General features: G+C 68.8%; 23 protein-coding genes. 12 read left to right on the top strand and 11 right to left on the bottom strand.

The features are described from left to right. Positions 1–70: 70 nt before the first annotated feature. Both ABZ382_RS02210 and ABZ382_RS02205 read right to left on the bottom strand, forming a co-directional pair. Positions 71–1015 (bottom strand): PHB depolymerase family esterase, encoded by a 945-nt coding sequence (locus ABZ382_RS02210; protein WP_357082607.1) that lies wholly within the window; start codon positions 1013–1015, stop codon positions 71–73. Between the two features lie 47 nt (positions 1016–1062). Continuing rightward, positions 1063–1563 (bottom strand): gluconokinase, encoded by a 501-nt coding sequence (locus ABZ382_RS02205; RefSeq protein WP_357083985.1) that lies wholly within the window; start codon positions 1561–1563, stop codon positions 1063–1065. A 190-nt stretch (positions 1564–1753) separates the two neighbouring features. Between ABZ382_RS02205 and ABZ382_RS02200 the strand changes: the two genes are divergently transcribed. The 5 genes from ABZ382_RS02200 to ABZ382_RS02180 all read left to right on the top strand — a co-directional run bounded on the left by ABZ382_RS02200 (position 1754) and on the right by ABZ382_RS02180 (position 7770). After that, complete coding sequence (locus ABZ382_RS02200) at positions 1754–3265, top strand: protein kinase (protein ID WP_357082605.1); 1512 nt, start codon at positions 1754–1756, stop codon at positions 3263–3265. A gap of 147 nt (positions 3266–3412) precedes the next feature. Beyond that, positions 3413–4678 (top strand): cytochrome P450, encoded by a 1266-nt coding sequence (locus tag ABZ382_RS02195; RefSeq protein ID WP_357082602.1) that lies wholly within the window; start codon positions 3413–3415, stop codon positions 4676–4678. A gap of 12 nt (positions 4679–4690) precedes the next feature. Next, the gene (locus ABZ382_RS02190) at positions 4691–5920 is read left to right on the top strand and encodes a cytochrome P450 (protein ID WP_357082599.1); all 1230 of its coding nucleotides are present in this window, start codon (positions 4691–4693) and stop codon (positions 5918–5920) included. Positions 5921–6096: 176 nt separating this feature from the next. Continuing rightward, the gene (locus ABZ382_RS02185) at positions 6097–6504 is read left to right on the top strand and encodes a hypothetical protein (protein WP_357082596.1); all 408 of its coding nucleotides are present in this window, start codon (positions 6097–6099) and stop codon (positions 6502–6504) included. 213 nt (positions 6505–6717) lie between these two features. Further along, the gene (locus tag ABZ382_RS02180) at positions 6718–7770 is read left to right on the top strand and encodes an alpha/beta hydrolase family protein (RefSeq protein WP_357082593.1); all 1053 of its coding nucleotides are present in this window, start codon (positions 6718–6720) and stop codon (positions 7768–7770) included. 4 nt (positions 7771–7774) lie between these two features. Here the strand turns inward: ABZ382_RS02180 and ABZ382_RS02175 are convergent, their stop codons facing one another. Continuing rightward, complete coding sequence (locus ABZ382_RS02175; protein ID WP_357082590.1) at positions 7775–8299, bottom strand: PadR family transcriptional regulator; 525 nt, start codon at positions 8297–8299, stop codon at positions 7775–7777. Between the two features lie 118 nt (positions 8300–8417). On the opposite strand from ABZ382_RS02175, the gene ABZ382_RS02170 reads away from it, so the two are divergent. Further along, positions 8418–9722, top strand: a complete 1305-nt coding sequence (locus ABZ382_RS02170) for a carotenoid oxygenase family protein (protein WP_357082587.1) — start codon at positions 8418–8420, stop codon at positions 9720–9722. 29 nt (positions 9723–9751) lie between these two features. On the opposite strand, the gene ABZ382_RS02165 is transcribed toward ABZ382_RS02170, so the two are convergent. Together ABZ382_RS02165 and ABZ382_RS02160 are read right to left on the bottom strand one after the other, a co-directional pair. After that, positions 9752–11287: a hypothetical protein gene (locus ABZ382_RS02165; RefSeq protein ID WP_357082584.1), complete on the bottom strand. Its 1536-nt coding sequence runs from the start codon at positions 11285–11287 to the stop codon at positions 9752–9754. Continuing rightward, the gene (locus tag ABZ382_RS02160; protein WP_357082581.1) at positions 11287–11913 is read right to left on the bottom strand and encodes a hypothetical protein; all 627 of its coding nucleotides are present in this window, start codon (positions 11911–11913) and stop codon (positions 11287–11289) included. Before ABZ382_RS02160 ends, ABZ382_RS02165 begins: the two co-directional genes overlap by 1 nt. A gap of 124 nt (positions 11914–12037) precedes the next feature. On the opposite strand from ABZ382_RS02160, the gene ABZ382_RS02155 reads away from it, so the two are divergent. The 3 genes from ABZ382_RS02155 to ABZ382_RS02145 all read left to right on the top strand — a co-directional run bounded on the left by ABZ382_RS02155 (position 12038) and on the right by ABZ382_RS02145 (position 14519). Next, a complete protein-coding gene (locus ABZ382_RS02155) occupies positions 12038–12346 on the top strand; it encodes a hypothetical protein (protein ID WP_357082578.1) in 309 nt (102 codons plus the stop codon). 119 nt (positions 12347–12465) lie between these two features. Continuing rightward, positions 12466–14097 (top strand): ABC-F family ATP-binding cassette domain-containing protein, encoded by a 1632-nt coding sequence (locus tag ABZ382_RS02150; protein WP_357082576.1) that lies wholly within the window; start codon positions 12466–12468, stop codon positions 14095–14097. A gap of 173 nt (positions 14098–14270) precedes the next feature. Continuing rightward, positions 14271–14519 carry a helix-turn-helix domain-containing protein gene (locus tag ABZ382_RS02145; protein ID WP_357082573.1) on the top strand — a complete coding sequence of 83 codons (249 nt, stop codon included), beginning with the start codon at positions 14271–14273 and terminating at the stop codon, positions 14517–14519. A 93-nt stretch (positions 14520–14612) separates the two neighbouring features. Here ABZ382_RS02145 and ABZ382_RS02140 read toward each other — a convergent pair whose 3' ends face one another. From ABZ382_RS02140 to ABZ382_RS02125, 4 genes are all read right to left on the bottom strand, one after another. Then, positions 14613–15572 (bottom strand): hypothetical protein, encoded by a 960-nt coding sequence (locus ABZ382_RS02140; protein WP_357082570.1) that lies wholly within the window; start codon positions 15570–15572, stop codon positions 14613–14615. A 9-nt stretch (positions 15573–15581) separates the two neighbouring features. Next, entirely contained in the window at positions 15582–16043 is a 462-nt protein-coding gene (locus tag ABZ382_RS02135) for a hypothetical protein (protein WP_357082568.1), read from the bottom strand. Between the two features lie 192 nt (positions 16044–16235). Then, the gene (locus ABZ382_RS02130; RefSeq protein ID WP_357082565.1) at positions 16236–16652 is read right to left on the bottom strand and encodes an acyl-CoA thioesterase; all 417 of its coding nucleotides are present in this window, start codon (positions 16650–16652) and stop codon (positions 16236–16238) included. Positions 16653–16833: 181 nt separating this feature from the next. After that, complete coding sequence (locus ABZ382_RS02125; RefSeq protein ID WP_357082562.1) at positions 16834–17334, bottom strand: cupin domain-containing protein; 501 nt, start codon at positions 17332–17334, stop codon at positions 16834–16836. Positions 17335–17405: 71 nt separating this feature from the next. Between ABZ382_RS02125 and ABZ382_RS02120 the strand changes: the two genes are divergently transcribed. Continuing rightward, entirely contained in the window at positions 17406–17912 is a 507-nt protein-coding gene (locus ABZ382_RS02120) for a MarR family transcriptional regulator (RefSeq protein WP_357082559.1), read from the top strand. Between the two features lie 30 nt (positions 17913–17942). On the opposite strand, the gene ABZ382_RS02115 is transcribed toward ABZ382_RS02120, so the two are convergent. Beyond that, positions 17943–18509 (bottom strand): helix-turn-helix domain-containing protein, encoded by a 567-nt coding sequence (locus ABZ382_RS02115; protein WP_357082556.1) that lies wholly within the window; start codon positions 18507–18509, stop codon positions 17943–17945. A gap of 202 nt (positions 18510–18711) precedes the next feature. Beyond that, positions 18712–21504 (bottom strand): aconitate hydratase, encoded by a 2793-nt coding sequence (locus ABZ382_RS02110; protein ID WP_357082553.1) that lies wholly within the window; start codon positions 21502–21504, stop codon positions 18712–18714. A gap of 182 nt (positions 21505–21686) precedes the next feature. Here ABZ382_RS02110 and ABZ382_RS02105 point away from each other — a divergent pair, with 182 nt between their 5' ends. Then, positions 21687–22229: a DUF6676 family protein gene (locus ABZ382_RS02105; RefSeq protein WP_357082550.1), complete on the top strand. Its 543-nt coding sequence runs from the start codon at positions 21687–21689 to the stop codon at positions 22227–22229. 313 nt (positions 22230–22542) lie between these two features. Then, the gene (locus tag ABZ382_RS02100; protein WP_357082547.1) at positions 22543–23991 is read left to right on the top strand and encodes an NlpC/P60 family protein; all 1449 of its coding nucleotides are present in this window, start codon (positions 22543–22545) and stop codon (positions 23989–23991) included. Positions 23992–24017: the final 26 nt, after the last annotated feature.

The following is a 24017-nucleotide window of genomic DNA, read 5'->3' as shown; positions in this document are numbered from 1 at the left end:
AGGCAAACTGTAGGGCGGCCATTGGCCCACGGTACCGGTAAGTCCTGGTTGTCCAGTGTTCGACCGGCGGTTATGCCGAGAATCGAGCGAAGAATCGCCAGATCACGTCGGCGGCGTCGAATTGGTGCGTGACTTTGCCGACAATGGCCTCGGGCAGGTATTGCGGACCACCCGGCCAGGTGTGGCCGCCGCCGGTGACCGTGTAGAGCTGCACCGCGGATCCGTTCCTACAGTCGGCGGTCCGCAGCGTGACCGACGTTCCGTCGTCGGTGCGCGGCGCGAGCTGAGTGGTGGTGACGTCGGCGCAGCCGACGCGCTCGCGCCACCACTGCTGGGTCGCGTCGACCGACAGCACGGGGCTGGTGCCGGCGCCGTGCCGTCCCGAGGTGACCCGGACGACACCGCCGTCGTAGGGGACGATCGGGTCGGCGGTGCCGTGGATCTCGAGCACCGGCAGGGGATGGGCGGGGGTGCAGTCGGATTCGTCCGCCTGGGGCAGCGGCCCCGCGACGGGGGCGATGGCGGCGAGCTTCCCCGACAGCCGGCAGCCGAGCTGTTCGGTGAACATGCCGCCGTTGGACATCCCGGTGGCATAGACCCGGGACGGGTCCACGCCGTCGCCGCCGACCAGCCGGTCGATCACCGCCGCAACGAAACCCACGTCGTCGATTCCGGCCGCGCCCGCCGTGGTGTCCGCGCCGCGGCCGTCGTTCCATGACTTCTCGTAGCCGTCGGGGTAGACGGCGATGAAGCCCTCGGTGTCGGCGAGCTTGTCGAAGCCGGAGGTCTCCGCCAGATTCCGGGCGGTGCCGCCGCCACCGTGGAAGGCGAGGACCGCGGGCAGCAGGCCCTGCGGCCGGTTGGCGGGGTAGTGGACGAGGTATTGCCGTGGCAGGCCGCCGAATTCGAGGGTGACCGTGGTGTCGGCCGCCGCGCGAGCCCGCGGGTACGTGCACCCCGCGGCCAGGAACACGGCGGAGAGCAGGACCGCGGCGGCGATTCTCGGTGCGTACACGCCGTCGATGGTAGAGACGCGGCCTGAAGCTGAGCTGAAGCTTCGGGTCAGCTGTGAGAACGCAGGGCGGCCAGCACGGCGGCGGCGACTTCGGCTGGCGGACGATCGATTTCGAGGGTGATCGCCCGCTCGTCCGGGCCGGGTGGCTCCAGGGTCTCGAGCTGCGAGTTCAGCAGGTCAGGTGGCATGAAATGGTCGGTGCGCGCGAGGAGGCGGGCGCGCAGTACTTCTCGGGAGCCGGTGAGGTGCACGAAGGTGAGGACCGCGTCCGGGTGTCCGATGCGGCCGGCGCGCAGGACGTCCCGATAGGAGCGTTTCAGGGCCGAACAGGCGACGACTCCCGAACGGCCCGCCGCGAACTCCGCGGACATCCACTCCGCGACGGCCGCCAGCCACGGGGCGCGATCGGCATCGGTGAGCGGTCGACCGGCGGCCATCTTCGCGCGATTGGCGGACGGGTGCAGGTCGTCGCCCTCCAGCAGATCCCAGCCCAGCGTCCGCGCCACCAAGCCTGCGACAGTGGACTTGCCGGATCCCGCCACGCCCATCACCACCACGATGCGCGGTCGCGCGGCGGCGGTCAATGGGCCTCCCGAATGGGTGCGGTGCTGGTCGCACCCACCCTAGCCAGCGGAAATCCCGGCGCACCCGCGCCCCGCCGCATCCGATCCGAACCGTTCCTCCCGCCGCCGATCGGTCCCGGTATTGTCTGCGGTGCAGGTGAATCGGGAGGATTGTTTGGCTGAGCAGCTCCGGCCGGGAGTGACCTTCGCCGGGTATCGGGTCGAGCGGCTCCTCGGCGTCGGCGGAATGGGTGAGGTGTACCTGGCCCACGACCGGGACCTGCCCCGATTCGTCGCCTTGAAGCTGCTCAATGTGGTGGCGGGGGATAGCGCCGAGACCCGGCAGCGGTTCCTGCGTGAGGCCAATATCATTGCCCGGCTCGCCCATCCGAACATCGTCACCATCTACGCGCGCGGTGAGGAGCAAGGGCGGCTGTGGCTGGCCATGGCCTACGTCGACGGCTCGGACCTGGAGGCCGAACTGCTCGCCGGGCCCCTGGAACCGCGCCGCGCCGCCGCCATCACCGCCGACGTGGCGCGCGCCCTCGACTACGCGCACGACGCGGGCGTACTGCACCGCGACGTCAAACCCGCCAATATCCTGCTCACCGCGCAACCGCGAGAATGGGCGCTGCTCACCGACTTCGGCATCGCCGAATCCAGGCACGAGGTCCGCGGCATCACCGGGCGCGGCGAGGTGGTCGCGAGCTTCCAGTACACCGCGCCGGAACGCTTCAACGACGACGCCCGCGTCGACCGCCGCGCCGACGTGTACTCGCTGGGCTGCACGCTGTTCGAAATGCTCACCGGCACACCTCCGTACGCCGACACCGACCTGCCCCGGCTGATCTACCGGCACGTGAAGGCCCCCGTGCCCGCGCCGCACGCGCTCAATCCCTCCCTGCCCGCCGCCCTGGACCCGATCCTGGCGCGGGCCATGGCGAAGAACCCCCGCCACCGCTACGCCACCTGCGCCGAGCTGTCGGCGGCGGTGAGCGGCGTGCTCACCGAATCGCGGTCGGCGCCGGCGGTTCCGCCGCCCAAGGCGAAGAACCCGCGCGACAAGAACCGGCACGCCGCCGTGCCGGAGTCGGAGCCGTGGGCACGGTCGCGCACCCTGCTGGTGGTGCTCGCGGTCGTCGTGGCGGTGGGCGCCACCGCCGCCGCGGTCGGTTTGCTCTCGGCTCTGATGGAACCGAGTTCGAAGGATTCGGCCGCGCCCACGACCGGCCCGCGCACCTCGGCCCCGGCCCGCGCGAGTACGGCTCCGGTGCCCACGTCGGTCAATCCGTCGGCCGCCGCGGCCGCGGACGGCTGCCAGACCCGCCGTACTCCCGACAGCATCACCGGCACCGATCCGGGTGGCATCGCCAGCGGCCCCGACGCGATTCTGGCCTTCCAGTATGCGTATTACGTGCTCCGCTCCGGCTCGGTGGCAAGCCAATTCGTCGCGGGCGACGCCTCCAATGTGGCCAATCCGGCGACCATTCAGACCGGCATCGATTCGCTGCCGGTGGGCACCCGCTACTGCGTGCAGGTCGGCCGCATCACCCCCGGCGACGACGAGCACTGGGCGGTCAAGGTGATGCAGCAGCGGCCCGGGGAATTGCCGGACGCGTTCACCCAGACGGTCACCACCCGCACGGTGAGCGGCCGCAGCCTGATCACCTCGATCGTCGAGGAATAGCGGCCCGATCGAGGAGTCCCGGCGGCCGTTGGTGTTTCACAAAATCGGTAGGTGTGCTGCGGGGCTGCTAGTCTGCGATGCGGTGGCCCTATCGGGAAGGCTCGGTGGGGCGCGGTGAAAGTTGTTCGTCGATAGGGAGTTTCGGTCGTGGACACGACAGGGTCGCGAGGCGGGTTCGCGGGGGTTCAGGGATGTCCGGTTCGCGGCGGAGCGGGCGTCGCTCCCGAGGAGCTCAGGATCCTGCTGGGCACACCGGAATTCGCGGCCGATCCGCACGCCGCCTACCGGGAGATGCGGCGCCGCCACGGCTCCATGGTGCCCATCGAACTGTCCCCGGGCGTTCCGGCCACCCTGGTCGTGAACTACCGGACCGCCCTACGAATCCTCAACGACCCGGAGCACTTTCCCGCCGACCCGCGCGTCTGGCAGGAGACCATTCCCGAGGACTCGCCGATCCGGCCGATGATGCAGTGGTACCCGAACGCGCTGCGTAACGCCGGCGCCGAGCACCTGCGCTACCGGCAGGCCTACTCCGCCGCCATCGACGGAATCGACTTGCACGCGGTGCATTCCACCGTCGAGGAGATCGCGGGCCCGCTGATCGCGGGGATCGCCGCCGAGGGCGGCGCCGACCTGGTGTCGAGTTACGCGCTGCCGCTGGTGTTCGAGGTGCTCAACCAGGTGGTGGGCTGCTCGGCCGATATCGGGCAGCGGGTGGCCACCGGTATGGCCGCGCTGTTCGACACCGTCAACGCCGCGTGGGGCATGCAGACCCTGGCCGAAGCGCTCATGGAGTTGATCGCGCTGCGCCGCGCCGAGCCCGGTGACGACGTCACCTCCCGCATGGCGCACCATCCGGCCGCGCTCAACGACGAGGAGATGCTGTACCAGCTGGTCAGCTTCTACGGCGCGGGTCTCGAGCCGATGCAGAACCTGATCGCCAACACGCTGCTGCTCATGCTCACCGACGACCGCTTCGGCGGAGACATGCTGGGCGGCAGCCTCTCCACCCGCGACGCCCTCGACGAGGTCCTCTTCAACGACCCGCCGATGGCCAACTTCTCGATCAGCTACCCGCGTCAGCCGGTGCTCATCGACACCACCTGGCTGCCCGCCCACCAGCCGGTCCTGATCAGCCTCGCGGCCTGCAACAACGATCCCGAGATCGCAGGCGGCGACCGCACCGGGAACCGCTCGCACCTGGCCTGGGGCGCGGGCCCGCACGCCTGCCCCGCCCGCTCGGTGGCGTATCTGGTCGCGCAGACCGCGATCGACCAGCTGCTCGACGCGCTGCCCGACATCGTGCTGGCCGTCGGCAAAGACGAGATCTCCTGGCGTCCGGGCCCGTTCCACCGCGCCATGGTGGCACTGCCGGTCGAATTTCCGATCAGTCCCGCGCTGCGCGCGGTGTAGAAGGAGCTGTTCATGTCCCAGAGCCCGATCGTGCTGGATGTCACCGGCACCGATATCCAGGGCGAATCCGCCCGGATTCGCGAGCAGGGCCCCGTCGCGTTGGTCGAGCTGCCCGGCGGCGTCCAAGCGTGGTCGGTGACCGACCAGGAAGTGCTCAAGAGCCTGCTCACCGATGAGCGCGTCTCCAAGGACCCGCGCCAGCACTGGGCGGCATTCCGCAACGGCGAGATCACCGAGGCCTGGCCGCTGCTGCCCTGGGTCGCGGTCGAGAACATGTTCACCGCCTACGGTGCCGACCACCGCCGGCTGCGCAAGCTGGTCTCCCCGGCCTTCACCCACCGCCGCACCACCGCCATGCGCGAGCGCATCGAGGCCATCGTCGCCGAACTGCTCGACGAACTCGCCGAGCTCCCGGCCGGTTCGACCGCGGACCTGCGCTCGCTCTACGCCTACCCGGTCCCGATCCGCGTGATCAGCGGGCTCATGGGGGTGCCCGAGCACCTCGACGCCGCCATCCACAAGTGCGTGGACGGCTTCTTCGACGGGTCGCTGACCGCCGAGGAGGCCATGGCCAACTTCCTGGAGATGTACGAGCGGGTCGGCGAACTGGTCGCCTACCGCCGTGAGCACCCGGGCGACGACATCACCACCGCCATGATCGCCTCCCGTGACGAGGACGGCTCGCAGCTGACCGACAAGGAACTCGTCGAGACGCTGATGCTGGTCATCAACGCGGGCCACGAGACCACGGTCAACCTGATCGGCCAGGCCATCGTCGCGCTGCTCTCGCACCCGGAGCAGCTGGCCGCCGTCGTCGGCGAGCAGGCGTCCTGGAACGACGTCATCGAGGAGACCCTGCGCTACCAGGCGCCGGTCGCCCACCTGCCGCTGCGCTACGCGGTGGAGGACGTCGAGGTCGGCGGCGTCGTGATCGCCAAGGGCGAGGCCATCCTCGCCTCCTACGCCGGCGCCAGCCGCGACCCGAAGATCCACGGCGAGACGGCCGACCGATTCGACATCCGGCGCGACACCAAGGACCAGCACGTCGCCTTCGGCCACGGCGCCCACCACTGCCTCGGCGCCCCGCTGGCCCGCCTCGAAGCGGCGATCGCGCTGCCCGCGCTGTTCGAGCGTTTCCCCGACCTCCGGTTGGCCACGCCCGCGGCGGAACTGACCCCGATCGTGAGCTTCATCTCCAACGGCCACACCAGCCTGCCGGTGGTGCTGAACCCGGGCGAGTGACTCGCTTCTGATCGACCGCCGCATCGCCCGGCCCGGTGACCCGCCGGGCGGTGCGGTTCTCCCGGGCGCGGGGACCCGCGCGCTGGGCCCTGGAGACGCCCGGCCATACTGGCCGGGCGTCTTTTTCCGAGTGTGTTCAGTGATTCACGTCCCTCACCCAGGAGGCATGAATATCCATGGTCACCATCCGGAATCGGTACCGCTCCGCCCTGTCCGTCTCCGCGCTCGCGGCGCTGGGCGTGAGCCTGGTCTGTACCGCCGCCCCCGCCCTGGCCGCCAATTCGATCGCGGTCACCTCCGCCGCCGCGACGTCGGTGGCGATCGACTACACCTGCGAGTCCTCGGCGGGTGTCAGCAGTATCCAAGCCATGGTCGGCGATCCCAGTGCCGACCGGCCCGCCGCCACCGGTGCGCAGATGACCTTCACCTGTGACGGGTCCCAGCACACCGCCACCGTGGCGCTCAGCCCGGCCGCGGGGGAGCCGGCCCTGGAAAAGGGTGCGCCCGTTCAGGTTCGGGTCGCGCTGATCGACCAGAGCCAGACCGTCGTGTCCGGGACGGCGAAACTCCTGACTCTCGGGTAACGCGCCGAGTTCACTCGCGCCTCGGGATCCGGTGCGCTAGCTGTTCCGTGCACGCAACGATCCGGCAACCTGCCGTTCGACGGCGTGTGCCAGACTGTCCGCCGCGTGCCCGATGCGCAGTTTGTCGGGCCGTGGGCGGCCATGGCCGTCGGAGAACACCCCCGCCCGGATGCGAACCCGGCGCGGCATGCGAGAACCAGGAAAACCCCGGACGTGCGATTCCGCTCGATCATGTGCAGTGCGGCGGTGATGACGGCGACGGGACTGCTCGCGCTGACCTCGACGCCCTTCGATCTCGCGGCCAACGCCGAACCCGACGCGCTGCCCTTCTCGACCGGCAGCGGCGGGGAGGCCGCGGCGGACGGATCGAGGATCGTGGCAACCCGCGTGATCGACGATCGGCACCTGCAGTTCACCGTGCATTCCGCCGCCATGAACATGGACTTCCCGGTGGATGTGCAGCGCCCGGCCGACACCTCCGTGCCGCGGCCGGTGCTGTACATGCTCAGCGGCGGCAGCGGCGGCAAGGGCGCGGCGTCGTGGGATCAGCGCACCAACGCCTTCGACTTCCTGGCCGACAAGAACGTCAATGTCGTGCAGCCGATCGGCGGCGCGGCGTCGTACTACACCGACTGGCGGCATCCGGACCCGCGGCTGGGCGTCATGAAGTGGACGACCTACCTCACCGAGGAACTGCCGCCGCTCATCGATGCCGCGCTCGGCGCGAACGGCCTGAACGGGCTGGTGGGCGTATCCATGTCCGGCACCTCGGTGCTGCAACTGCCGATCGTCAAACCGGGGCTGTACCGGTCGGTCGCGGCCTACAGCGGCTGCGCGCGGATCGCCGATCCGATCGGGGAGGCGTTCGTGCGGATCACGGTCGCCTTCGGCGGCGGCGACGCCATCAATATGTACGGGCCGTCGGGGGACCCGCAGTGGGCGGCCAATGATCCGTACCTGCACGCCGAGGGACTGCGCGGCCTGGACCTGTACCTGTCCAGCGGCAACGGCATGCCCGGACCTCACGACAAGGTCCTCGACAAACACTTCGCCGGGGCCGGGGACAATCTCGCGAACCAGATCCTGGTGGGCGGCATTCTCGAGGCGGCCACCGATCAGTGCACCCGCGCCATGGGCGACCGGCTCGAGGAGCTCGGCATCCCCGCCACCGTGAAACTGCACCCGTACGGCACCCACTCGTGGGGCTACTGGGACGACGAACTGCCCGCCTCGTGGCCGGTGCTGGCGCACGGACTCGGCCTGTAGCGGTTCAATCCTGTTCGGGCGGTAGGTTTTCCAGCGCCCAGCGGGCCCATTCGGCCTTCAGGGCGGTGGCGCGCGCCCCGTACTCCAGGGCCAGGTGGCCGTAGCGGGACAGGTCGCGGTCGTTCCAGTCGATGTCCTGTTCGAGTTCGCGCAGGTTCGCGTGCTCACGTTCGGCCCGCTCGGCGATATCGGTCAGATACGCGCGGGCCAGGGTCGGCGGGATGACGCCGAGGAAGAAGACCCGCAACAGCGTCTCGTCGCGGTGCACCTCCTTCGGGGTCGTGGTGGTGAGCCACGTGCGCAGGTCCTCGAGCCCGGCCGCGGTGATCGTGTACTCCTTGCGCCCGCGCGGACCCTCGTCGGTGACGGCGATGAGTTCGGCGTCGGCGAGCTTGGTGAGTTCGGTGTACATCTGGCTCTGCGTCGCGGGCCAGACATTGGCCAGGGACAGCTTGAAGGTGCGCAGCAGGTCGTAGCCGCTGGCGGGACCGTCCGACAGCAATCCGAGCAGGGCGTACCGGAGACTCATGGACTCAGCTTACATTCCACTATTGACATGTCGGAACTGGAGGCTCAATCTTGGACATGTCAGAACTGGAATGTCGCAGCCGTGAGCACCCCGCTGCTCGGGCAGACAGGTGTCGATCATGACCACTCCTCCTCATCTCTCCGGCAACTACGCTCCCGTCCCCGACGAGATCACCGCCTACGAATTGCCTTGCACCGGAACGATTCCCGAGGACCTCAACGGCTGGTATGTGCGCAACGGGCCCAACCCGCACGACGCCGCCTCCCCGCACTGGTTCTTCGGTGACGGCATGGTGCACGGGGTGCGCCTCGAAGGCGGACGCGCTGTCTCCTACCGCAATCGGTGGGTGCGGACCACCCGGTTCACCGACGGCGCGCAGGGCATCGACGCGCAGGGCAACCGGGACTTCGCCGCGGGCGCGGCCAATACCCACATCGTCCGGCACGCCGGCCGCAGCTTCGCCCTCGTCGAATCCTCGTTCCCCTACGAACTGACCGGCGAGCTGGACACCGTGGGCCCCTACGACTTCGACGGCAAGCTCACCACCGCCATGACCGCGCACCCCAAGACCTGCGCGGTCACCGGGGAACTGCACTTCTTCGGCTACGACTTCCTCGAGCCGTACCTGACCTACCACCGCGCCGACGCCGCAGGCAATCTCGAACTCAGCCGCGTCATCGACGTCCCGGCCGCCACCATGCACCACGACTTCGCGCTCACCGCCGAGCATGTGCTGTTCCTGGATCTGCCGGTGGTGTTCGACATGCAGACCGCCATGTCCGGCGGGGCCATGCCGTTCCGGTGGAGCGACGACTACCAGGCGCGCATCGGCGTGCTGCGCCGCGACGACCCGCACGGCCCGGTGCGCTGGTTCGACATCGACCCCTGCTACGTCTTCCACACCCTCAATGCCCACGACGACGCGGGCCGGATCGTGCTGTACGCCATGCGGTATCCGAGCATGTGGCGCGACACCACACAGGGCTTCGACACCGGTGCGAACCTGTGGCGCTGGACCCTGGACCTCGCCACCGGAGCCGTCCGCGAGGAACGGATCGACGACCGGATCGCCGAATTCCCGCGCATCGACGACCGTTTGGCGGGGCTCGACGCCCGCTACGGCCACGCCTCGGTCTCCGGCGGCGGCACCGGCGCGCTGCTGCGCTACGACCTGCACACCGGGTCGAGCACCGTCCACGACTTCGGTCCCGGCCGAGTGCCCGCCGAAGCCGCGTTCGCGGCGGCCGACGAAACACCCGGCGGTGCGGGCTATCTCATGACCTACGTCTACGATGCCGCCGAAAACCGCAGTGACCTGGTCATTCTCGACGCCGACGACCTCGGTGCCGAGCCGATCGGCACCATCCACCTGCCGCGCCGGGTGCCGCACGGGTTCCACGGGAACTGGCTGCCCGACCTCTGATTCCCCGGTCGGACAGCTGTTCTCCGTCGTCAGTGCGTGCGGGGGAGCGTCACCGCGAGGGCGTCGACGGCGAAGCCGGTCGTGGTGACGCGGACCGCCGTGTCGGTGAAACGACGGTCGCCCAGGGTGGTCCGCACGAACTGGCGGACCGCGTCGGGCTGCTCGGCGAGCGTCGCCAGAGTGGCCGCGGGGACCTCGATGCTGCCGTCGAAACCCCGTGGCTGATCGGTGATTCCGGCGGCCTGCACGGTCTGGCGGAGTCCATCGACCGTGTGCAGGATCAGATCCAGCCGACTGCCGTCGGCGAACTCGAGGCGCAGTGGCGTGGGCGAGACCGCGAGATCGAAGTTCTCGATCCGCGCGCCCACACCCGACGGCGTCGTGCCCGCATACGTGTACGGGGACACGGGCACGCTGTCGTCGACCGAATGGTCCGTGGGCGTGTTGTCCAGGATCTTGCCCGCCAGCGCCTGGTCGGTGGGCACGAAGTCCCACTGCTCGGCGGTCAGCGTCTTCACCCAGTACCCGGTGCGCCCGTCGGCGACGCCCTCCACGCGCAGTTCGCGTGCGGCCGAGCCGATCCCGGTCTTGTGCACCGAGACCCGGTCGGTGATCTGCCCGGGGATCTTGGGCTGCGTGGTCCACTCGGGCGCGGGCAGCTGGATCGCGGCGTAGTGGTCGTCGATGCGCTCCGAGAGCATGTCGGGCGCTTCGGGGCGGCCGCGCTGGTCCTCGTAGGAGTAGCGGAAGAAGACCTTGTCGGCGCCGGAGATGTCGAAGTCGTACAGGCGCGTGTAGAGGTCGCCGAAACGGTTCACGACCAGGGTGGTCGAGCCGCTGGTGGAGATGCCGACCGCCCGGAACCGGCCGCCGGCCGGGGTGGACATCTCGTAGCTGTGGTCCAGCGGCAGCCACGGGTCCACGTAGTGGATGCGATGGCCGTCGTCGGTGAGCGCGTACACGTGCGACACCTTGGCCCCGCCCACCGTGTGGTCGTTGCCCGCGATATCGCGCCACACGTGGTCCTCATTGGGCGAGAGCACCGACCAGGTCCACGCCGTCGTGCCCGGCGGCAGCGTATTGCCCGGACCGGTCCACAGCGGGGAGCCGTAGCGGCTGGACCAGTTCCAGTCCTTGGGCGCGCTGAGAATGCGGTCCATGGTGAAGAAGCGGCCGTCGACATCGATGGCCATCAGCTCGTCGTCGTCCGCGGAGACCCCGGCGACGCGGCCCGCCAGACAGCCCGGCAGCGGCAGGGTGCGCCAACCGCCCTGCGCGGCGGCCGGTTTGACGTAGATCGCGCCGTCGCGGGTGGCGAAGGACCAGCGGCGGTTGAAGGTCTCCGCGGTGCCGCGCAGCAGGACCCGATCCGGCAGGGCGACAGGAGCGGCGGGGAACGCGTCCAGGCCGGTGGTGGTCTCGTCCGCGCCCGGCTCGGGGGTGCCGACGGTGCCGAGCAGATCGCAGGCGGGGGCGGCGGTGGCGGCCTGCTGGGGCGCGGCCAGCGTGAAGGCGAGTCCGGCGGCGGCCGCGAGCACGCCGTGGCGCAGGGTCAGGTCGGTCATCACAGCCACCCGAGGGTGCCGAAGACCGCGATGGCGAGCGCGTCGACGCCCAGGATCGCGCCGACGGCGATGGCCTTGGCCCGCACGGTCGGCAGGTCGTACACGAAGAAGCAGGCCGCGAAGAACGGCACGTAGCCGACCAGCCAGATCAGGAACGGGAAGCCCGCGTGCCACCAGGACCAGTCCCAGGTCAGCACGCCCACCTTGTTGAGCAGCACCTCGACCCCGACCGCGGCCGCCGAGTTCAGCGCGATGAGGACCGGCCGGTTGGGCAGCCCGAGGATGCGAGTCTCCTTGGGCGGCAGCATCTTCGCCGCCGCGATGCCCATGATGGCGAACATGAAGCAGATCTCGATGTTCAATCCGATGAGGATCTGATAGGCCGTCGGCCCGGTCGCGCCCCACACCGGCGCCCGCCCGGTGCCGTGGAACACCAGCGAATTCCAGATCTCGTTGAACAGATCCATGCCCCACAGCGCCAGACCCGCGAACAGCACGTTCCAGTTCCGCCGCTCGACCTCGGTCGCGTACACGTAGATGACGACCAGCAACAACGGGATCACATACCACTTGAATTGGCTACTGTCCCGCAGCAACTCCTGCGCCACACGCGCGTGATCGGTCATCGCCGGCCCCTCCCTCATCAGTTGAGCCCCGCGAGTGTGTTACAAATCACCGGTGAATGTCAACATGTAAGTCTGCTGTGTTCCGGCGGCTTCCGGCAGCACCGACCCGGTAGGGTTCGGGCGCATGGCAGCCCCGTTCCGTCCGCTCCGCGAACTGGCGTTCGTTCTCGCTGTGGCCGTGGTGATTCCGATGCTCGCGACGCTCGCGTTCTCCGCCATCGGCCACCCGGAATGCGCCAGCATTCCGGAAGACGTGGGCCCGTGCGGCTACTGGGCCCGGGTGGCCTACTACGGGCCGTTCATCATGCTGTGGGGTGTGATCTTCTGCGGGGGCCTCGGAGCAACGCTGTGGCTGATCGCCGTCGTGACCCGCGGTCTGTTCTTCGCGGTCCGTCGTCGTCGCGAGCGTATCGGTGCAGGCCATACGGCCTGACCCCGCCCCTGACCTCGGTGTCTGAGCCGCTTGGGATAAAATCGGTGGTTCTTGCGCGTCGACACGACGCACAATCGTTCAGTTAACCATCGGCATCCGCTGCACCCGAGGAGACGCTTGTGATCACCGCGACCGACCTGGAGGTCCGGGCCGGAGTCCGCACCCTGCTGACGGCGCCGGGCTCGGCGCTGCGGGTGCAGGCCGGTGACCGGATCGGGCTGGTGGGCCGCAACGGTGCCGGCAAGACCACCACACTGCGCATTCTCGCCGGTGAAGGTGAACCCTACGCGGGCAAGGTCATTCGTTCGGGAGAACTGGGATATTTGCCCCAGGATCCGAAGGAGGGCAATCTCGACATGCTCGCCAAGGATCGGGTGCTGTCGGCGCGCGGCCTCGACACCCTGCTGCGCGAGATGGAGAAGCAGCAGGCGCTGATGGCCGAGGTCGCCGACGAGAAGGAACGCGACAAGGCGATCCGCAAGTACGGCCGCCTCGAGGAGCGCTTCTCGGCCCTGGGCGGTTACGTCGCCGAGAGCGAAGCCGCCCGCATCTGCCACAGCCTGGCCCTGCCCGACCGGGTGCTGAACCAGCAGCTGCGCACCCTCTCCGGTGGTCAGCGTCGCCGAATCGAGTTGGCGCGCATCCTGTTCAGCGCCTCCGACGGCAGCGGCGGCAAGTCCGACACCACGCTGCTGCTCGACGAGCCCACCAACCACCTCGACGCCGACTCCATCAACTGGCTGCGCGGTTTCCTGCAGAGCCACGACGGCGGCCTCATCGTCATCTCCCACGATGTGGAACTGCTCGGTGACGTGGTGAACAAGGTGTGGTTCCTCGACGCCGTGCGCGGCGAGGCCGACATCTACAACATGGGCTGGAAGAAGTACCTCGACGCCCGCGCCACCGACGAACAGCGCCGGGTGCGCGAGCGCGCCAATGCCGAGAAGAAGGCTTCCGCGCTCAAGCAGCAGGCCGCCAAGCTCGGCGCCAAGGCCACGAAAGCCGCTGCGGCACACCAGATGGTCAAGCGCGCCGAGCGCATGCTCAACGAGGTCGACGACATCCGCGTGGCCGACAAGGTGGCCCGGATCAAGTTCCCCGAGCCCGCGCCCTGCGGCAAGACGCCGCTGATGGCCACCAACCTGACCAAGCTCTACGGGTCCCTCGAGATCTTCACCGGCGTGAACCTGGCCATCGACAAGGGCAGCCGGGTCGTCATCCTGGGCCTCAACGGCGCCGGCAAGACCACCATGCTGCGGCTGCTCGCGGGCGTGGAGAGCCTGACCGCGGGCCAGATCGACCCCGGTCGCGGCCTCAAGATCGGATATTTCGCCCAGGAGCACGACACCCTCGACGACCAGGCCACGGTCTGGGAGAACATCCGCCACGCCGCCCCCGACGCGGGCGAGCAGGACCTGCGCGGTCTGCTGGGCGCGTTCATGTTCTCCGGGCCGCAGCTCGAGCAGCCCGCGGGCACGCTCTCCGGTGGTGAGAAGACCCGTCTCGCGCTCGCCGGTCTGGTGTCCTCGGCCGCGAATGTCCTTCTGCTGGACGAACCTACGAACAACCTCGACCCGGTCTCGCGTGAGCAGGTGCTCGACGCGCTGCGCAGTTACGCGGGCGCGGTGGTGCTGGTGACCCACGACCCGGGCGCGGCCGAGGCGCTCAACCCCGAGCGCGTCATCATGCTGCCCGACGGCACCGAGGACCACTGGTCGCAGGATTACCTGGAACTGATCCAGCTGGCCTGAGCGGGTGTGTTCCGGGCCCGGAAAAACCACCGTCCGGGCCCGGAAACTCGCTTCCCGCACCGAAAAACGCGTGTTCGCCAAAACTCGGTGATTCACATCACACCGTTTCGTTGATCACAGGCATCCGAGTCTCTACCCTGGAATGAGGCGCCCACGGCGACTCGGAGGAAGCCATGAGTGACAGGCCCGCACAGGGTAAAGCCGTATTGGGTAAAGGCACGCGCGTCACCGGGAAATCCCGCGATCGCTTGCAATCCCAGCTCAAGAAGCAGTACGAGGCCGGAGCCAGTATCCGGTCCCTAGCCAGGGAAACCGGGCGGTCGTACGGCTTCATTCACAACGTGCTCGTGGAGTCGCATGTGCAACTCCGCAGCCGGGGCGGTGCGAACCGCCGCAAGGCCGGCAAGCCCGTCAGCAAGTAGCGTCCCGTTCCGGGAACACGATCGCGGGGACTCGGCCGGTGAATACCGGTCGGGGACTTGCGATCTCGCTCCGCTCGCGATGGCGTGCGGCCGCTACGGGGTCACGGTCCCGTCGCCGAGCACCAGCAGGTTCGCCAGGCTCCGGAAAATCGGCAGACCGGTCTTGATCTCGAGATAGGCGAACTGCCCCTGGGGGTTCACCTCCAGGAAGTAGAACTCGCCGTCGAGCCCCACCCGCAGGTCCAGCACGCCGAAAGCCAGTCCCAGCGCGCCCATCAGCGTGGTCAGCGACTTGCTCACCGAAGCGGGCAGGCGATCGGCGGTGAACGCCACCGAGGTGTCCAGGCGCGAATCCACCCGTCCCACACCGGATTGCGAGTCGATCCGCACCACCCACTCGATGCCGTCCACCCACACGATGCGCAGGTCGCTCTCGGCGTGGATGTAGTCCTGGAAGATGGTGGGGGAGTTGCGGATCGTGGCGAGCCGGTCGAAATCGGCCGGGGTGAACAGGCGGGTCTCGGTGAACGCCCCGCGCCCGGTGCCGGAGCGCTTGTAAACCACTGGCCCGGGCCGGGATTCGACGAAGGAACGCGCCTCGTCGGGATCATTGGTGACGAGGGTCTCCGGAATCGCGAATCCGGCGCGGGCGGCGGTCTCCAACTGCACGATCTTGCGCCCCGCGGTGCGATCGGCCCCGGGGTCGTTGACCCACAGGGCCGGGATCGACCACAGCAGCCCCTGCAGGAAGCCGTCGCACTCGGCGCGGCGGTAGTCGTCGTCCTCGGCGCTCAGCCCGCCCGGCACCAGGGTGGGGTGCGGGCGCCGCCACCACACCGAGGTGACGTCGTCGAGTCCGAAGATGTGCGACAGGCTGCGGTAGGAGCCGTCCGCGCCGAGCCGGAAAGTGCCGTTCTCGCGCGGGAAGTCACGCATGTCGAGACGAATCGGATTGTGCCCGTGAAATTTGCGCAGCGTAGCGGCGAGGGCATCGCCGTGGAGATCCTCGGCCTCGGTGACGATGAGGACCGAGCCCATGGTGCGGGCGGCCATGCGTGCCCGTCAGTCGAGGCTGTCGCAGGCGATGCCGTCGTCGCTGCCGTTGTGCGACCGGGTCTGGCAGCAGGTCATGGTGGCCCCGCCGACCCCCGGCCCCGTGGCCAGATCCAGTCCGCGGGCCCAGATCTCGGTCTGCCGGCGCAGCTCGTCGTCACCGCGCGCGGGACTCAGCTCCGGCGCCAGCGTCAGCGGACGGTCGGTGACCTCCACACGACGGCGCTGGGTGAAATCGGCAGTGGCGCCGGACCGTACCCGCACCAGGACCGGACGGCCCTCGCAACCACTCTGCGCACTCGCAGCGTCCCACCGGGCGATGTCGAGCACGTCCGCGCGATCCAGGGTCCAGGTGCCGTCGCCGACGCGCACGCTGATACTTCGCTCGGTGGCTGCGACAAGGTAGCCGGGTAGCGGTCGCGAGGTGGTGGCGAGGGTCGCCGATCCCGTTCGGTGCAGGGCGCCGGTCATGCGGAACTCCGATCTGCTCGGGATTTGCTGCGGGGCCGAGCGTGATCTGAATCATATCCCGCGACGGGTCGAATTCGGTCCGCAACGACAGATTTCAGCCGCCTCGGCAAACTCTGATGGGGTTTCGGAAATCGCTCCCGCCGAAAGATTTTCGCTGAACAACCGGGGTGGGTGCGGGCGGGCGTCGCGGGGCTATAGGCCCAAGGCGTCGGGCGAGTCGGCCACGGCCCGCAGTGCCGCACCGGGATCCGCAACAAGTTTGCGGGCCGCGAGGTCGAGAATGCCGGACACGGCGTCGATCTCCGCGGACACGGTACCGTCGAGTTTCACGATGCGCTGGCGCATCCGGAAAATCTTGCCGCCGGTGAATTCGAATTCGCAGCTCACCATTACCTCGTCGCCGAGATGCAGTTCCCGCTGGTACTTGATGGTCTGTTCCAGCACCACCGGCCCGATGCCCGCGGCCACCATCTTGTCCCCGGCGATGCCCGCGGCCTTCAGCAGCTCCCAGCGCGCGTGCTCGGCGTACTGGAGGTAGACCGCCTGATTGAGATGCCCGTTGATGTCGAGCTCATAGCCGCGCACGGTGATGGGAACAGAGATTGCCATGCAAGGTCCAACCCGGGGCGACCCGATGATCATTCCGTGATTCGGGTGGCCTACCGCACAGTCTGCCCGGCGACTCCCGGGCTACCCGCCGGGCGGCAGCGCCCGGCGGGTGTTGCGATCAGTTGCCGGTGAACCGCGCCCGCGCTCGGCGAATACGCGGCGCGGCAGGCGAACTCGGTGTTCAGGCGCGGTTCGCGGTGCGCTCGGCCCACCACCGCGGGGCGTCGATGAAGTAGTTGTCGTATTCCTTCTGCGCGGCCTCGAAGTCGGCCGGGGTGGTCTGTCCCAGCGCCAGCTGCTCCAGGAATCGGAAGTACCCGTGCCGCTCCACGCCCGGCATGAGGGCGATGAACAGGCGGGCCGAGGAGCCGGGGACCGCGCCGAAGGCGTGCGGCATGAACTTGGGGACCACCAGCGCCCCGCCCGCGCCGACGGTCACGATCTCGTCCCCGGCCATGACCTGGAGTTCGCCGTCGGCGACGAAGAACAGCTCGTCGGAGAGCGTGTGATAGTGCGGCGCGGCCCCGTCGGCGCCCTCGGCCAGCGTCACCTCGACGGTGCTGACCGACCCGCCCGCCTCGTTGGAGTCGATGAGCAGTCGCACCGAGGCGGGCTGCCCCGCGCCGATGATCTCGGAGTCCTCGGGGCGGCGGATGGCGGCGGGGCGGGAAGCGGCGTTCATGACTAGCTCCGAATCATTCGATGATTGATAATTCGCTACCGAACTATATGGCATCGAATAGAGTGTTGTCCATGGGTGAGAACGAGACCGACGCCGTGGACACCATCGCGGCCCAGTGGCGGCGGGAACGGCCGGACCTGGACGGCGAGGCCATGGAAATCATCGGTCGCCTGGGCAGGCTGGCCGCGGTGGCGGGCACGAAGATCGAAACGGTGTTCACCGCACACGGATTGCAGCGCGGCGAGTTCGATGTGCTTGCGGCGCTGCGCCGTTCGGGGGAGCCCTACGAACTCAACCCCTCCGCCCTGGCCGACACCCTGATGATGTCGCGCGCGGGCATGACCGGCCGCCTCGACCGTTTGGAGCAGGCCGGTCTGGTACGCCGCATCGCCGACGCGGGCGACCGGCGCGCCATCAAGGTGGCGCTCACCGACCGCGGCCTGCACCTCATCGACGTCGTCGTCACCGACCACTTCGAGAACGAGACCCGCATCCTGTCGGTGCTGAGCGCCGCGGATCGCAAGGAACTCGACCGCATCTCGCGGCTACTGCTCGCCGATCTCGAACGCGAGAACTGACGAGGGCGGGGCGAATCCCCCCCCGGGTGATCACGCCTTGCGGCGGATGGAGGCCTCGACCAGATCGAGCACGGCTTCGAGGTTGTTGCCCGCGTGGCCGGAGGCGATGCGGGCGATGAGACCGTCGAGGACGAGGTCCAGGTAGCCGAGCAGCACCTCGGTGGGGACGTCGTCGCGCAGCGCGCCCGCGGCCTTGCGGCGCTCCAGACGGGCCACGGTGGCGGCGGTGAGCTCCTCGGAGCGCTCTTCCCAGTTGGCCCTGAACTCCGGGTCGTTGCGCAGGCGGCGGGCGATCTCGAGGCGGGTGCCCAGCCAGTCGAAATCCTCGGGGCGGGCGAGCATATCGCGCATGACCTGGATCAGACCCTGGTTGGCGGCGACCTCGGCCATGCGGCCCGCGTCCTCCTGGGCCAGCGCCAGGAACAGCGCGTCCTTGTCCCGGAAGTGGTGGAAGATCGCGCCCCGCGACAGACCGGTCGCTTCTTCGAGACGACGCACGGTGGCGCCCTCGTAGCCGAACTCGGCGAAGCAGCTGCGGGCTCCGTCGAGGATCTGGCTGCGCCGGGCGGCGAGGTGGTCGTCTGAGACCTTGGGCACTGGACTCCTCCGAAACGTGTTGTGCGGGTTCCCCGTATCGATCTTGCGACCAAATCGGAAAACCCGCACGAGCGACGAGCGAAGCGACCCGGTGAGGGGCCGCGTGGCGGGCCCCGGAGCTGCGCTTTCACGCAATTCCGGTGCCCACCACCACGACTCGGTTTCGAAACAGCCCTTCGAGAACCGAGCTACATCGCAGTGACTAGCCGCGAATCATGTTGCGCAGCACGAACTGCAGGATGCCGCCGTTGCGGTAGTAGTCCGCCTCACCGGGGGTGTCGATGCGGACGACCGCGTCGAAGACGACCTTCTCGCCGTTCTCCTTGGTGGCGGTGACCTTCATGGTCTTCGGAGTCACACCCTCGTTCAGCTTGGTGATGCCCTCGATGTCGAAGGTCTCGGTGCCGTCCAGGCCCAGCGACGCGGCCGACTGGCCGGCCGGGAACTGCAGCGGCACAACGCCCATGCCGATCAGGTTCGAGCGGTGGATGCGCTCGAACGACTCGGTGATGACGGCCTTGACGCCCAGCAGGCTGGTGCCCTTGGCGGCCCAGTCACGCGAGGAACCCGAGCCGTACTCCTTGCCGCCCAGCACGACCAGCGGGATGCCCGCGGCCTGGTAGTTCTGCGAGGCGTCGTAGATGAAGGCCTGCGGGCCACCCGGCTGGGTGAAGTCGCGGGTGTAACCACCCGAGACGTCGTCCAGCAGCTGGTTGCGCAGACGGATGTTGGCGAAGGTGCCGCGGATCATCACCTCGTGGTTACCACGACGCGAGCCCAGCGAGTTGTAGTCCTTGCGCGCAACGCCATTGGCGTCGAGGTACTGCGCGGCCGGGGTGCCCGGCTTGATCGGACCGGCGGGGGAGATGTGGTCGGTGGTGACCGAGTCGCCCAGCAGCGCCAGCACGCGCGCGCCCTTGATGTCGGAGACCGGGGTCGGCTCCATCGACATGCCGTCGAAGTACGGCGCCTTGCGGACGTAGGTCGACTTCTCGTCCCACGCGAAGGTGTCGCCCTCGGGGGTGTTCAGACCCTGCCAGCGCGCATCGCCGTCGAAGACGGTGGCGTAGGACTTGGTGAACATGTCCCGGCTGATCGCCGACTTGATGGTGTCGTCGATCTCCTGCGCGGACGGCCAGATGTCCTTCAGGAAGACATCGTTGCCGTCGGTGTCCTTGCCCAGGGCGTCGACCTCGAAGTCGAAGTCCATGGTGCCCGCGAGCGCGTACGCGATGACCAGCGGCGGGGAGGCCAGGTAGTTCATCTTCACGTCGGGGGAGATACGACCCTCGAAGTTGCGGTTACCCGACAGCACGGCGGTGACCGACAGGTCGTTGTCGTTGATCGCGGCCGAGATCTGCTCCGGCAGCGGGCCGGTGTTGCCGATGCAGGTGGTGCAGCCGAAGCCACCCACGTAGAAGCCCAGCTTCTCGAGGTACGGCCACAGGCCGGCCTTCTCGTAGTAGTCGGCGACGACCTGCGAGCCCGGGGCCATGTTGGTCTTGACCCACGGCTTGGACGCGAGGCCCTTCTCGACGGCGTTGCGGGCCAGCAGGGCCGCGCCGATCATGACCGACGGGTTCGAGGTGTTGGTGCAGGAGGTGATGCCCGCGACCACGACGGCGCCGTGATCCAGGACGAAGTCACCGCGCTCCGGGTCCGACACCTTGACCGGCTTGGACGGACGGCCCGCGTTGCCGTTGGCGGCGGTCGGGACGGCCGAGTCGTCGGAGGCGGTGCCCGGGGCGACCGGGTCGCTGGCCGGGAAGGACTCCTCGATGGCCTCGTCCAGCGCGGTGTGCGGCACCGGGTCGTTGGTGTAGGTGCGGATGTCCTGACGGAAGGCGTTCTTGCTCTCCGACAGCAGGATCCGGTCCTGCGGGCGCTTCGGGCCGGCGATGGACGGCACCACGGTGCCCAGGTCCAGCTCCAGGTACTCCGAGTACGCGGGCTCGTTGGCCGCGTCGTGCCACAGGCCCTGTTCCTTGGCGTACGCCTCGACGAGCGCGAGCTGCTCGTCGCTGCGGCCGGTGAGGCGCAGGTAGTTGATGGTCTCCTCGTCGATCGGGAAGATCGCGGCGGTGGAGCCGAACTCCGGGCTCATGTTGCCCAGGGTGGCGCGGTTGGCCAGCGGAACCTCGGCCACACCGGCGCCGTAGAACTCGACGAACTTGCCGACCACACCGTGCTTGCGCAGCATGTCGGTGACGGTGAGCACGACGTCGGTGGCGGTGACGCCCGGCTTGATCTCACCGGTCAGCTTGAAGCCGACGACGCGCGGGATCAGCATGGAGACCGGCTGGCCCAGCATGGCGGCCTCGGCCTCGATGCCGCCGACGCCCCAGCCCAGCACGCCCAGGCCGTTGACCATGGTGGTGTGCGAGTCGGTGCCGACGCAGGTGTCGGGGTAGGCCTGGCCGTTGCGGACCATGACGGTGGGGGCCAGGTACTCGATGTTGACCTGGTGCACGATGCCGACGCCCGGCGGGACGACCTTGAAGTCGTCGAAGGCGCCCTGGCCCCAGCGCAGGAACTGGTAACGCTCGCCGTTGCGCTCGTACTCCAGGTCGACATTGCGCTCGAGGGCGTCGGCGGTGCCGAACACGTCGAGGATGACCGAGTGGTCGATGACCATGTCGGCGGGGGAGAGCGGGTTGACCTTGTTCGGGTCGCCGCCCAGGGTGGTGACGGCCTCACGCATGGTGGCCAGGTCGACGATGCAGGGCACGCCGGTGAAGTCCTGCATGATCACGCGGGCCGGGGTGAACTGGATCTCGGTGTCGGGCTCGGCCGACGGATCCCAGGCTGCGAGGGCGCGGATCTGGTCGGCGGTGATGTTCGCGCCGTCCTCGGTGCGAAGCAGGTTCTCCGCGAGGACCTTCAGGGCGTAGGGCAGCTTCTCGGTGCCGGGCACGGCCGAGAGCCGGAAGATCTCGTAAGAGTTGCTTCCGACCTCGAGGGTGCCCTTGGCGCCGAAGGTATCGATACTCGTCACGTTCAGCTCCACTCGTCTGTGAATGGGAGGGCCAGCGGCGGGGCTGTGCCGATGGCCTCGTCGAGGCGCGGGCCTCGTCCGTTTTCCGACATTAACAGTACGCTTGTCCTGTGAGCACATCGGGGGCGGGAACAGTGTGGCGCGGTGAGGCGATCTGACAAGCCGTCCCGTACCCTGCGTTCGTGACCGTCTCGCACCCCTCGGTTTTCACGCCCGTGAAGGCGGAGCTACCGCCGAACACCGACTTGAATAAGATCATCGCCGATCTCGACGACAACCATGTCGCCGCCCCCGAGGGACGCGACCAGGAGGCCCTCGCGGCCCTCGCCGCCGACGCGCGCGATCAGGGCGTCGAGCTCGATATCGTTGTGGTGCCGGGCAATCCGGGGATCGAGGCGAACCTGCGCGATCTGGCCAACGAGGTCGGCAAGATCGAGCACGGCACCGTGGTGGTCTTCAGCGACGACTGGGTCGGTACCTTCAGCGACCAGTTCACCCGCGGGCGGCTCGAGCGCGCCGAGGACGGGGCCAAGTACCGCGGCCCCGAGCACACCGCCGATGCCGCACGGGTTTTCGTGGATCGGCTGCAGCAGCCGGAGGCGGTGTCGTGGACGGTGATCACGCTGGTGCTGCTGGGTCTGCTGGTCGCGGGGATCGGCGGGCTGTACGTGGTGAAGTCGCGGCGGGCTCCGGAGGGGACGCGGCCGCGGACTCCGGTCGGCTAGGGGTTCCACTGCCGACGGCGACGGGGTCGCCGGATGGGGTTCGGGTTCGTCCCGGGCCCCTTTTTCATTGCCCGAATCCGGGTGCGTGGTAGAGCAAAACCGCCCGGTTCGTATGCGACACGCCCAATCGGTGACGCGTGTCGTGTCATGTGACGCATGGTGATTGTGTGGTTTACCTGCAAATACGTGGCTACTGACGAATTACATATGTGTGATTGTGGCGTGGCTGATCAGAGCACTCCATTACGTGCCGTACGGTTTCGCGATGGCACGCCTGGGACAGATGTGCCGAATGGGACTCCAGGGAGGTGCGATGCGACGACCTGCGAAGCGGCGCGGACGTCCAGCGCGAGTCGCTACGGAGTTGCTCGTAGCGGCCGTCGTGCTGGCCTGTGGCATGGCCTCCGGACACGCGGTCCCACCCCCACCCCCCAATCCCAGCGACGGTGACCTCAATGCCGCCGGCGCCCAGGTCGACGCCGGTGTCGGCGAGGTCGGCGCGCTCATCAACCAGGTCGCCACCGCCGAACAGCAGTTGCAACAGCTCGACGACGCGATCGCCGTGCGCCGCGAAGCGGTGAACAAGGCCCTGGTGGATCTGCAGATCGCCCGCGACGCCGCCGATGCCGCCGCCCAGACGGTGGTGCAGTGCCAGCAGGAGCTGACCGACGCGGGCGCGAAAGTCGATACCGCGCACGGCAATTTCGACAAGTACGTCGCGCAGGTCTACATGCGTCCCGGCTCCACCTCGCTGATCAGCTATATGGCCGCGCCGAGCCCCGAGATCGCGCTCAACCGCGCCCAGATCCTGACCATCGCCTCCAAGAACCAGCAGCAGGTCGTCGACGGCCTCCGTCACGCCCAGGTCGACCAGGCCAACAAGACCTCGGCCGCCAAGCAGGCCCAGCAGGCCGCCGACGCGGCCGCGGCCGCCGCCGACGCCAAGAAGGCCGACGCGCAGAACGCCGTCACCACCGCCCAGTCCGAGTTCAACCAGCAGAACAATGTCCGCAACGGCCTTGTCTCCCAGCGTGACTCGGCCCAGCAGCGCCTGGACACCGCCCGCGCCAATGTGGCCGGCCTGCAGAGCCAGCGCGACGCCTTCGTCGCCTGGGATCAGCAGCGCAAGACCGAGGAAGCCGCCGCCCAGGCCGCCGCTCGCGCCGCCGCGGTCGCCGCCGCCGCGCGGGTGGCCGCCGACCGTGCCGCCGCCGACCGCGCCAACCAGGTCGGCCAGAGCCACCGCCCGCACAAGGTCCAGGACTCCTCCCCGCCCCCGCGCCGCCCCCAGCCCAACCGCTCCGACACCCAGACCACCCGTCCCAGCGGCGGCTCCCGCTCCGAACTCATCGAAACCGTCGTCGACCGCGCCATGTCCCAACTCGGCGTCGTCTACGCCTGGGGCGGCGGCGACGAGGACGGCCCCACCCTCGGCATCCGCGACGGCGGCACCGCCGACAGCTACGGCGACTACAACAAGACCGGCTTCGACTGCTCCGGCCTCATGATCTACGCCTTCGCCGGCGTAGGCGTCTCCCTCCCGCACTACTCCGGCTACCAATACACCATGGGCACAAGGGTTCCCGTCTCCGAACGAGCCCGCGGCGACATGCTCTTCTGGGGCCCCGGCGGCTCCCAGCACGTAGCCCTCTACATCGGCAACGGCAAGATGATCGAGGCTCCGCAATCCGGCGAGGTCGTCAAAGTCTCCGCCGTCCGAGAAGACGGCATCATGCCCTACGCCGTCCGCATCATCTCCTGACTCAGGTGTAGTGATCCCGGCCTCGC

This window comes from Nocardia sp. NPDC005825 (assembly GCF_040630175.1).
In the GTDB taxonomy this organism is placed as follows: Bacteria; Actinomycetota; Actinomycetes; order Mycobacteriales; family Mycobacteriaceae; genus Nocardia.
Note: the sequence above shows the minus strand (reverse complement) of the source record. Positions and strands in the feature narration are given on the sequence as shown.

What these genes read in the sequence shown, in the direction of transcription:
- ABZ382_RS02155 (WP_357082578.1), top strand. Translation starts at nt 12,038, where the DNA reads ATGGCAGCCCCGTTCCGTCCGCTCCGCGAACTGGCGTTCGTTCTCGCT.
- ABZ382_RS02160 (WP_357082581.1), bottom strand. Translation starts at nt 11,913, where the DNA reads ATGACCGATCACGCGCGTGTGGCGCAGGAGTTGCTGCGGGACAGTAGC.
- ABZ382_RS02185 (WP_357082596.1), top strand. Translation starts at nt 6,097, where the DNA reads ATGGTCACCATCCGGAATCGGTACCGCTCCGCCCTGTCCGTCTCCGCG.
- ABZ382_RS02100 (WP_357082547.1), top strand. Translation starts at nt 22,543, where the DNA reads ATGCGACGACCTGCGAAGCGGCGCGGACGTCCAGCGCGAGTCGCTACG.
- ABZ382_RS02205 (WP_357083985.1), bottom strand. Translation starts at nt 1,563, where the DNA reads ATGGGCGTGGCGGGATCCGGCAAGTCCACTGTCGCAGGCTTGGTGGCG.
- ABZ382_RS02120 (WP_357082559.1), top strand. Translation starts at nt 17,406, where the DNA reads ATGGGTGAGAACGAGACCGACGCCGTGGACACCATCGCGGCCCAGTGG.
- ABZ382_RS02170 (WP_357082587.1), top strand. Translation starts at nt 8,418, where the DNA reads ATGACCACTCCTCCTCATCTCTCCGGCAACTACGCTCCCGTCCCCGAC.
- ABZ382_RS02165 (WP_357082584.1), bottom strand. Translation starts at nt 11,287, where the DNA reads ATGACCGACCTGACCCTGCGCCACGGCGTGCTCGCGGCCGCCGCCGGA.
- ABZ382_RS02135 (WP_357082568.1), bottom strand. Translation starts at nt 16,043, where the DNA reads ATGACCGGCGCCCTGCACCGAACGGGATCGGCGACCCTCGCCACCACC.
- ABZ382_RS02140 (WP_357082570.1), bottom strand. Translation starts at nt 15,572, where the DNA reads ATGGCCGCCCGCACCATGGGCTCGGTCCTCATCGTCACCGAGGCCGAG.
- ABZ382_RS02125 (WP_357082562.1), bottom strand. Translation starts at nt 17,334, where the DNA reads ATGAACGCCGCTTCCCGCCCCGCCGCCATCCGCCGCCCCGAGGACTCC.
- ABZ382_RS02190 (WP_357082599.1), top strand. Translation starts at nt 4,691, where the DNA reads ATGTCCCAGAGCCCGATCGTGCTGGATGTCACCGGCACCGATATCCAG.
- ABZ382_RS02130 (WP_357082565.1), bottom strand. Translation starts at nt 16,652, where the DNA reads ATGGCAATCTCTGTTCCCATCACCGTGCGCGGCTATGAGCTCGACATC.
- ABZ382_RS02145 (WP_357082573.1), top strand. Translation starts at nt 14,271, where the DNA reads ATGAGTGACAGGCCCGCACAGGGTAAAGCCGTATTGGGTAAAGGCACG.
- ABZ382_RS02175 (WP_357082590.1), bottom strand. Translation starts at nt 8,299, where the DNA reads ATGAGTCTCCGGTACGCCCTGCTCGGATTGCTGTCGGACGGTCCCGCC.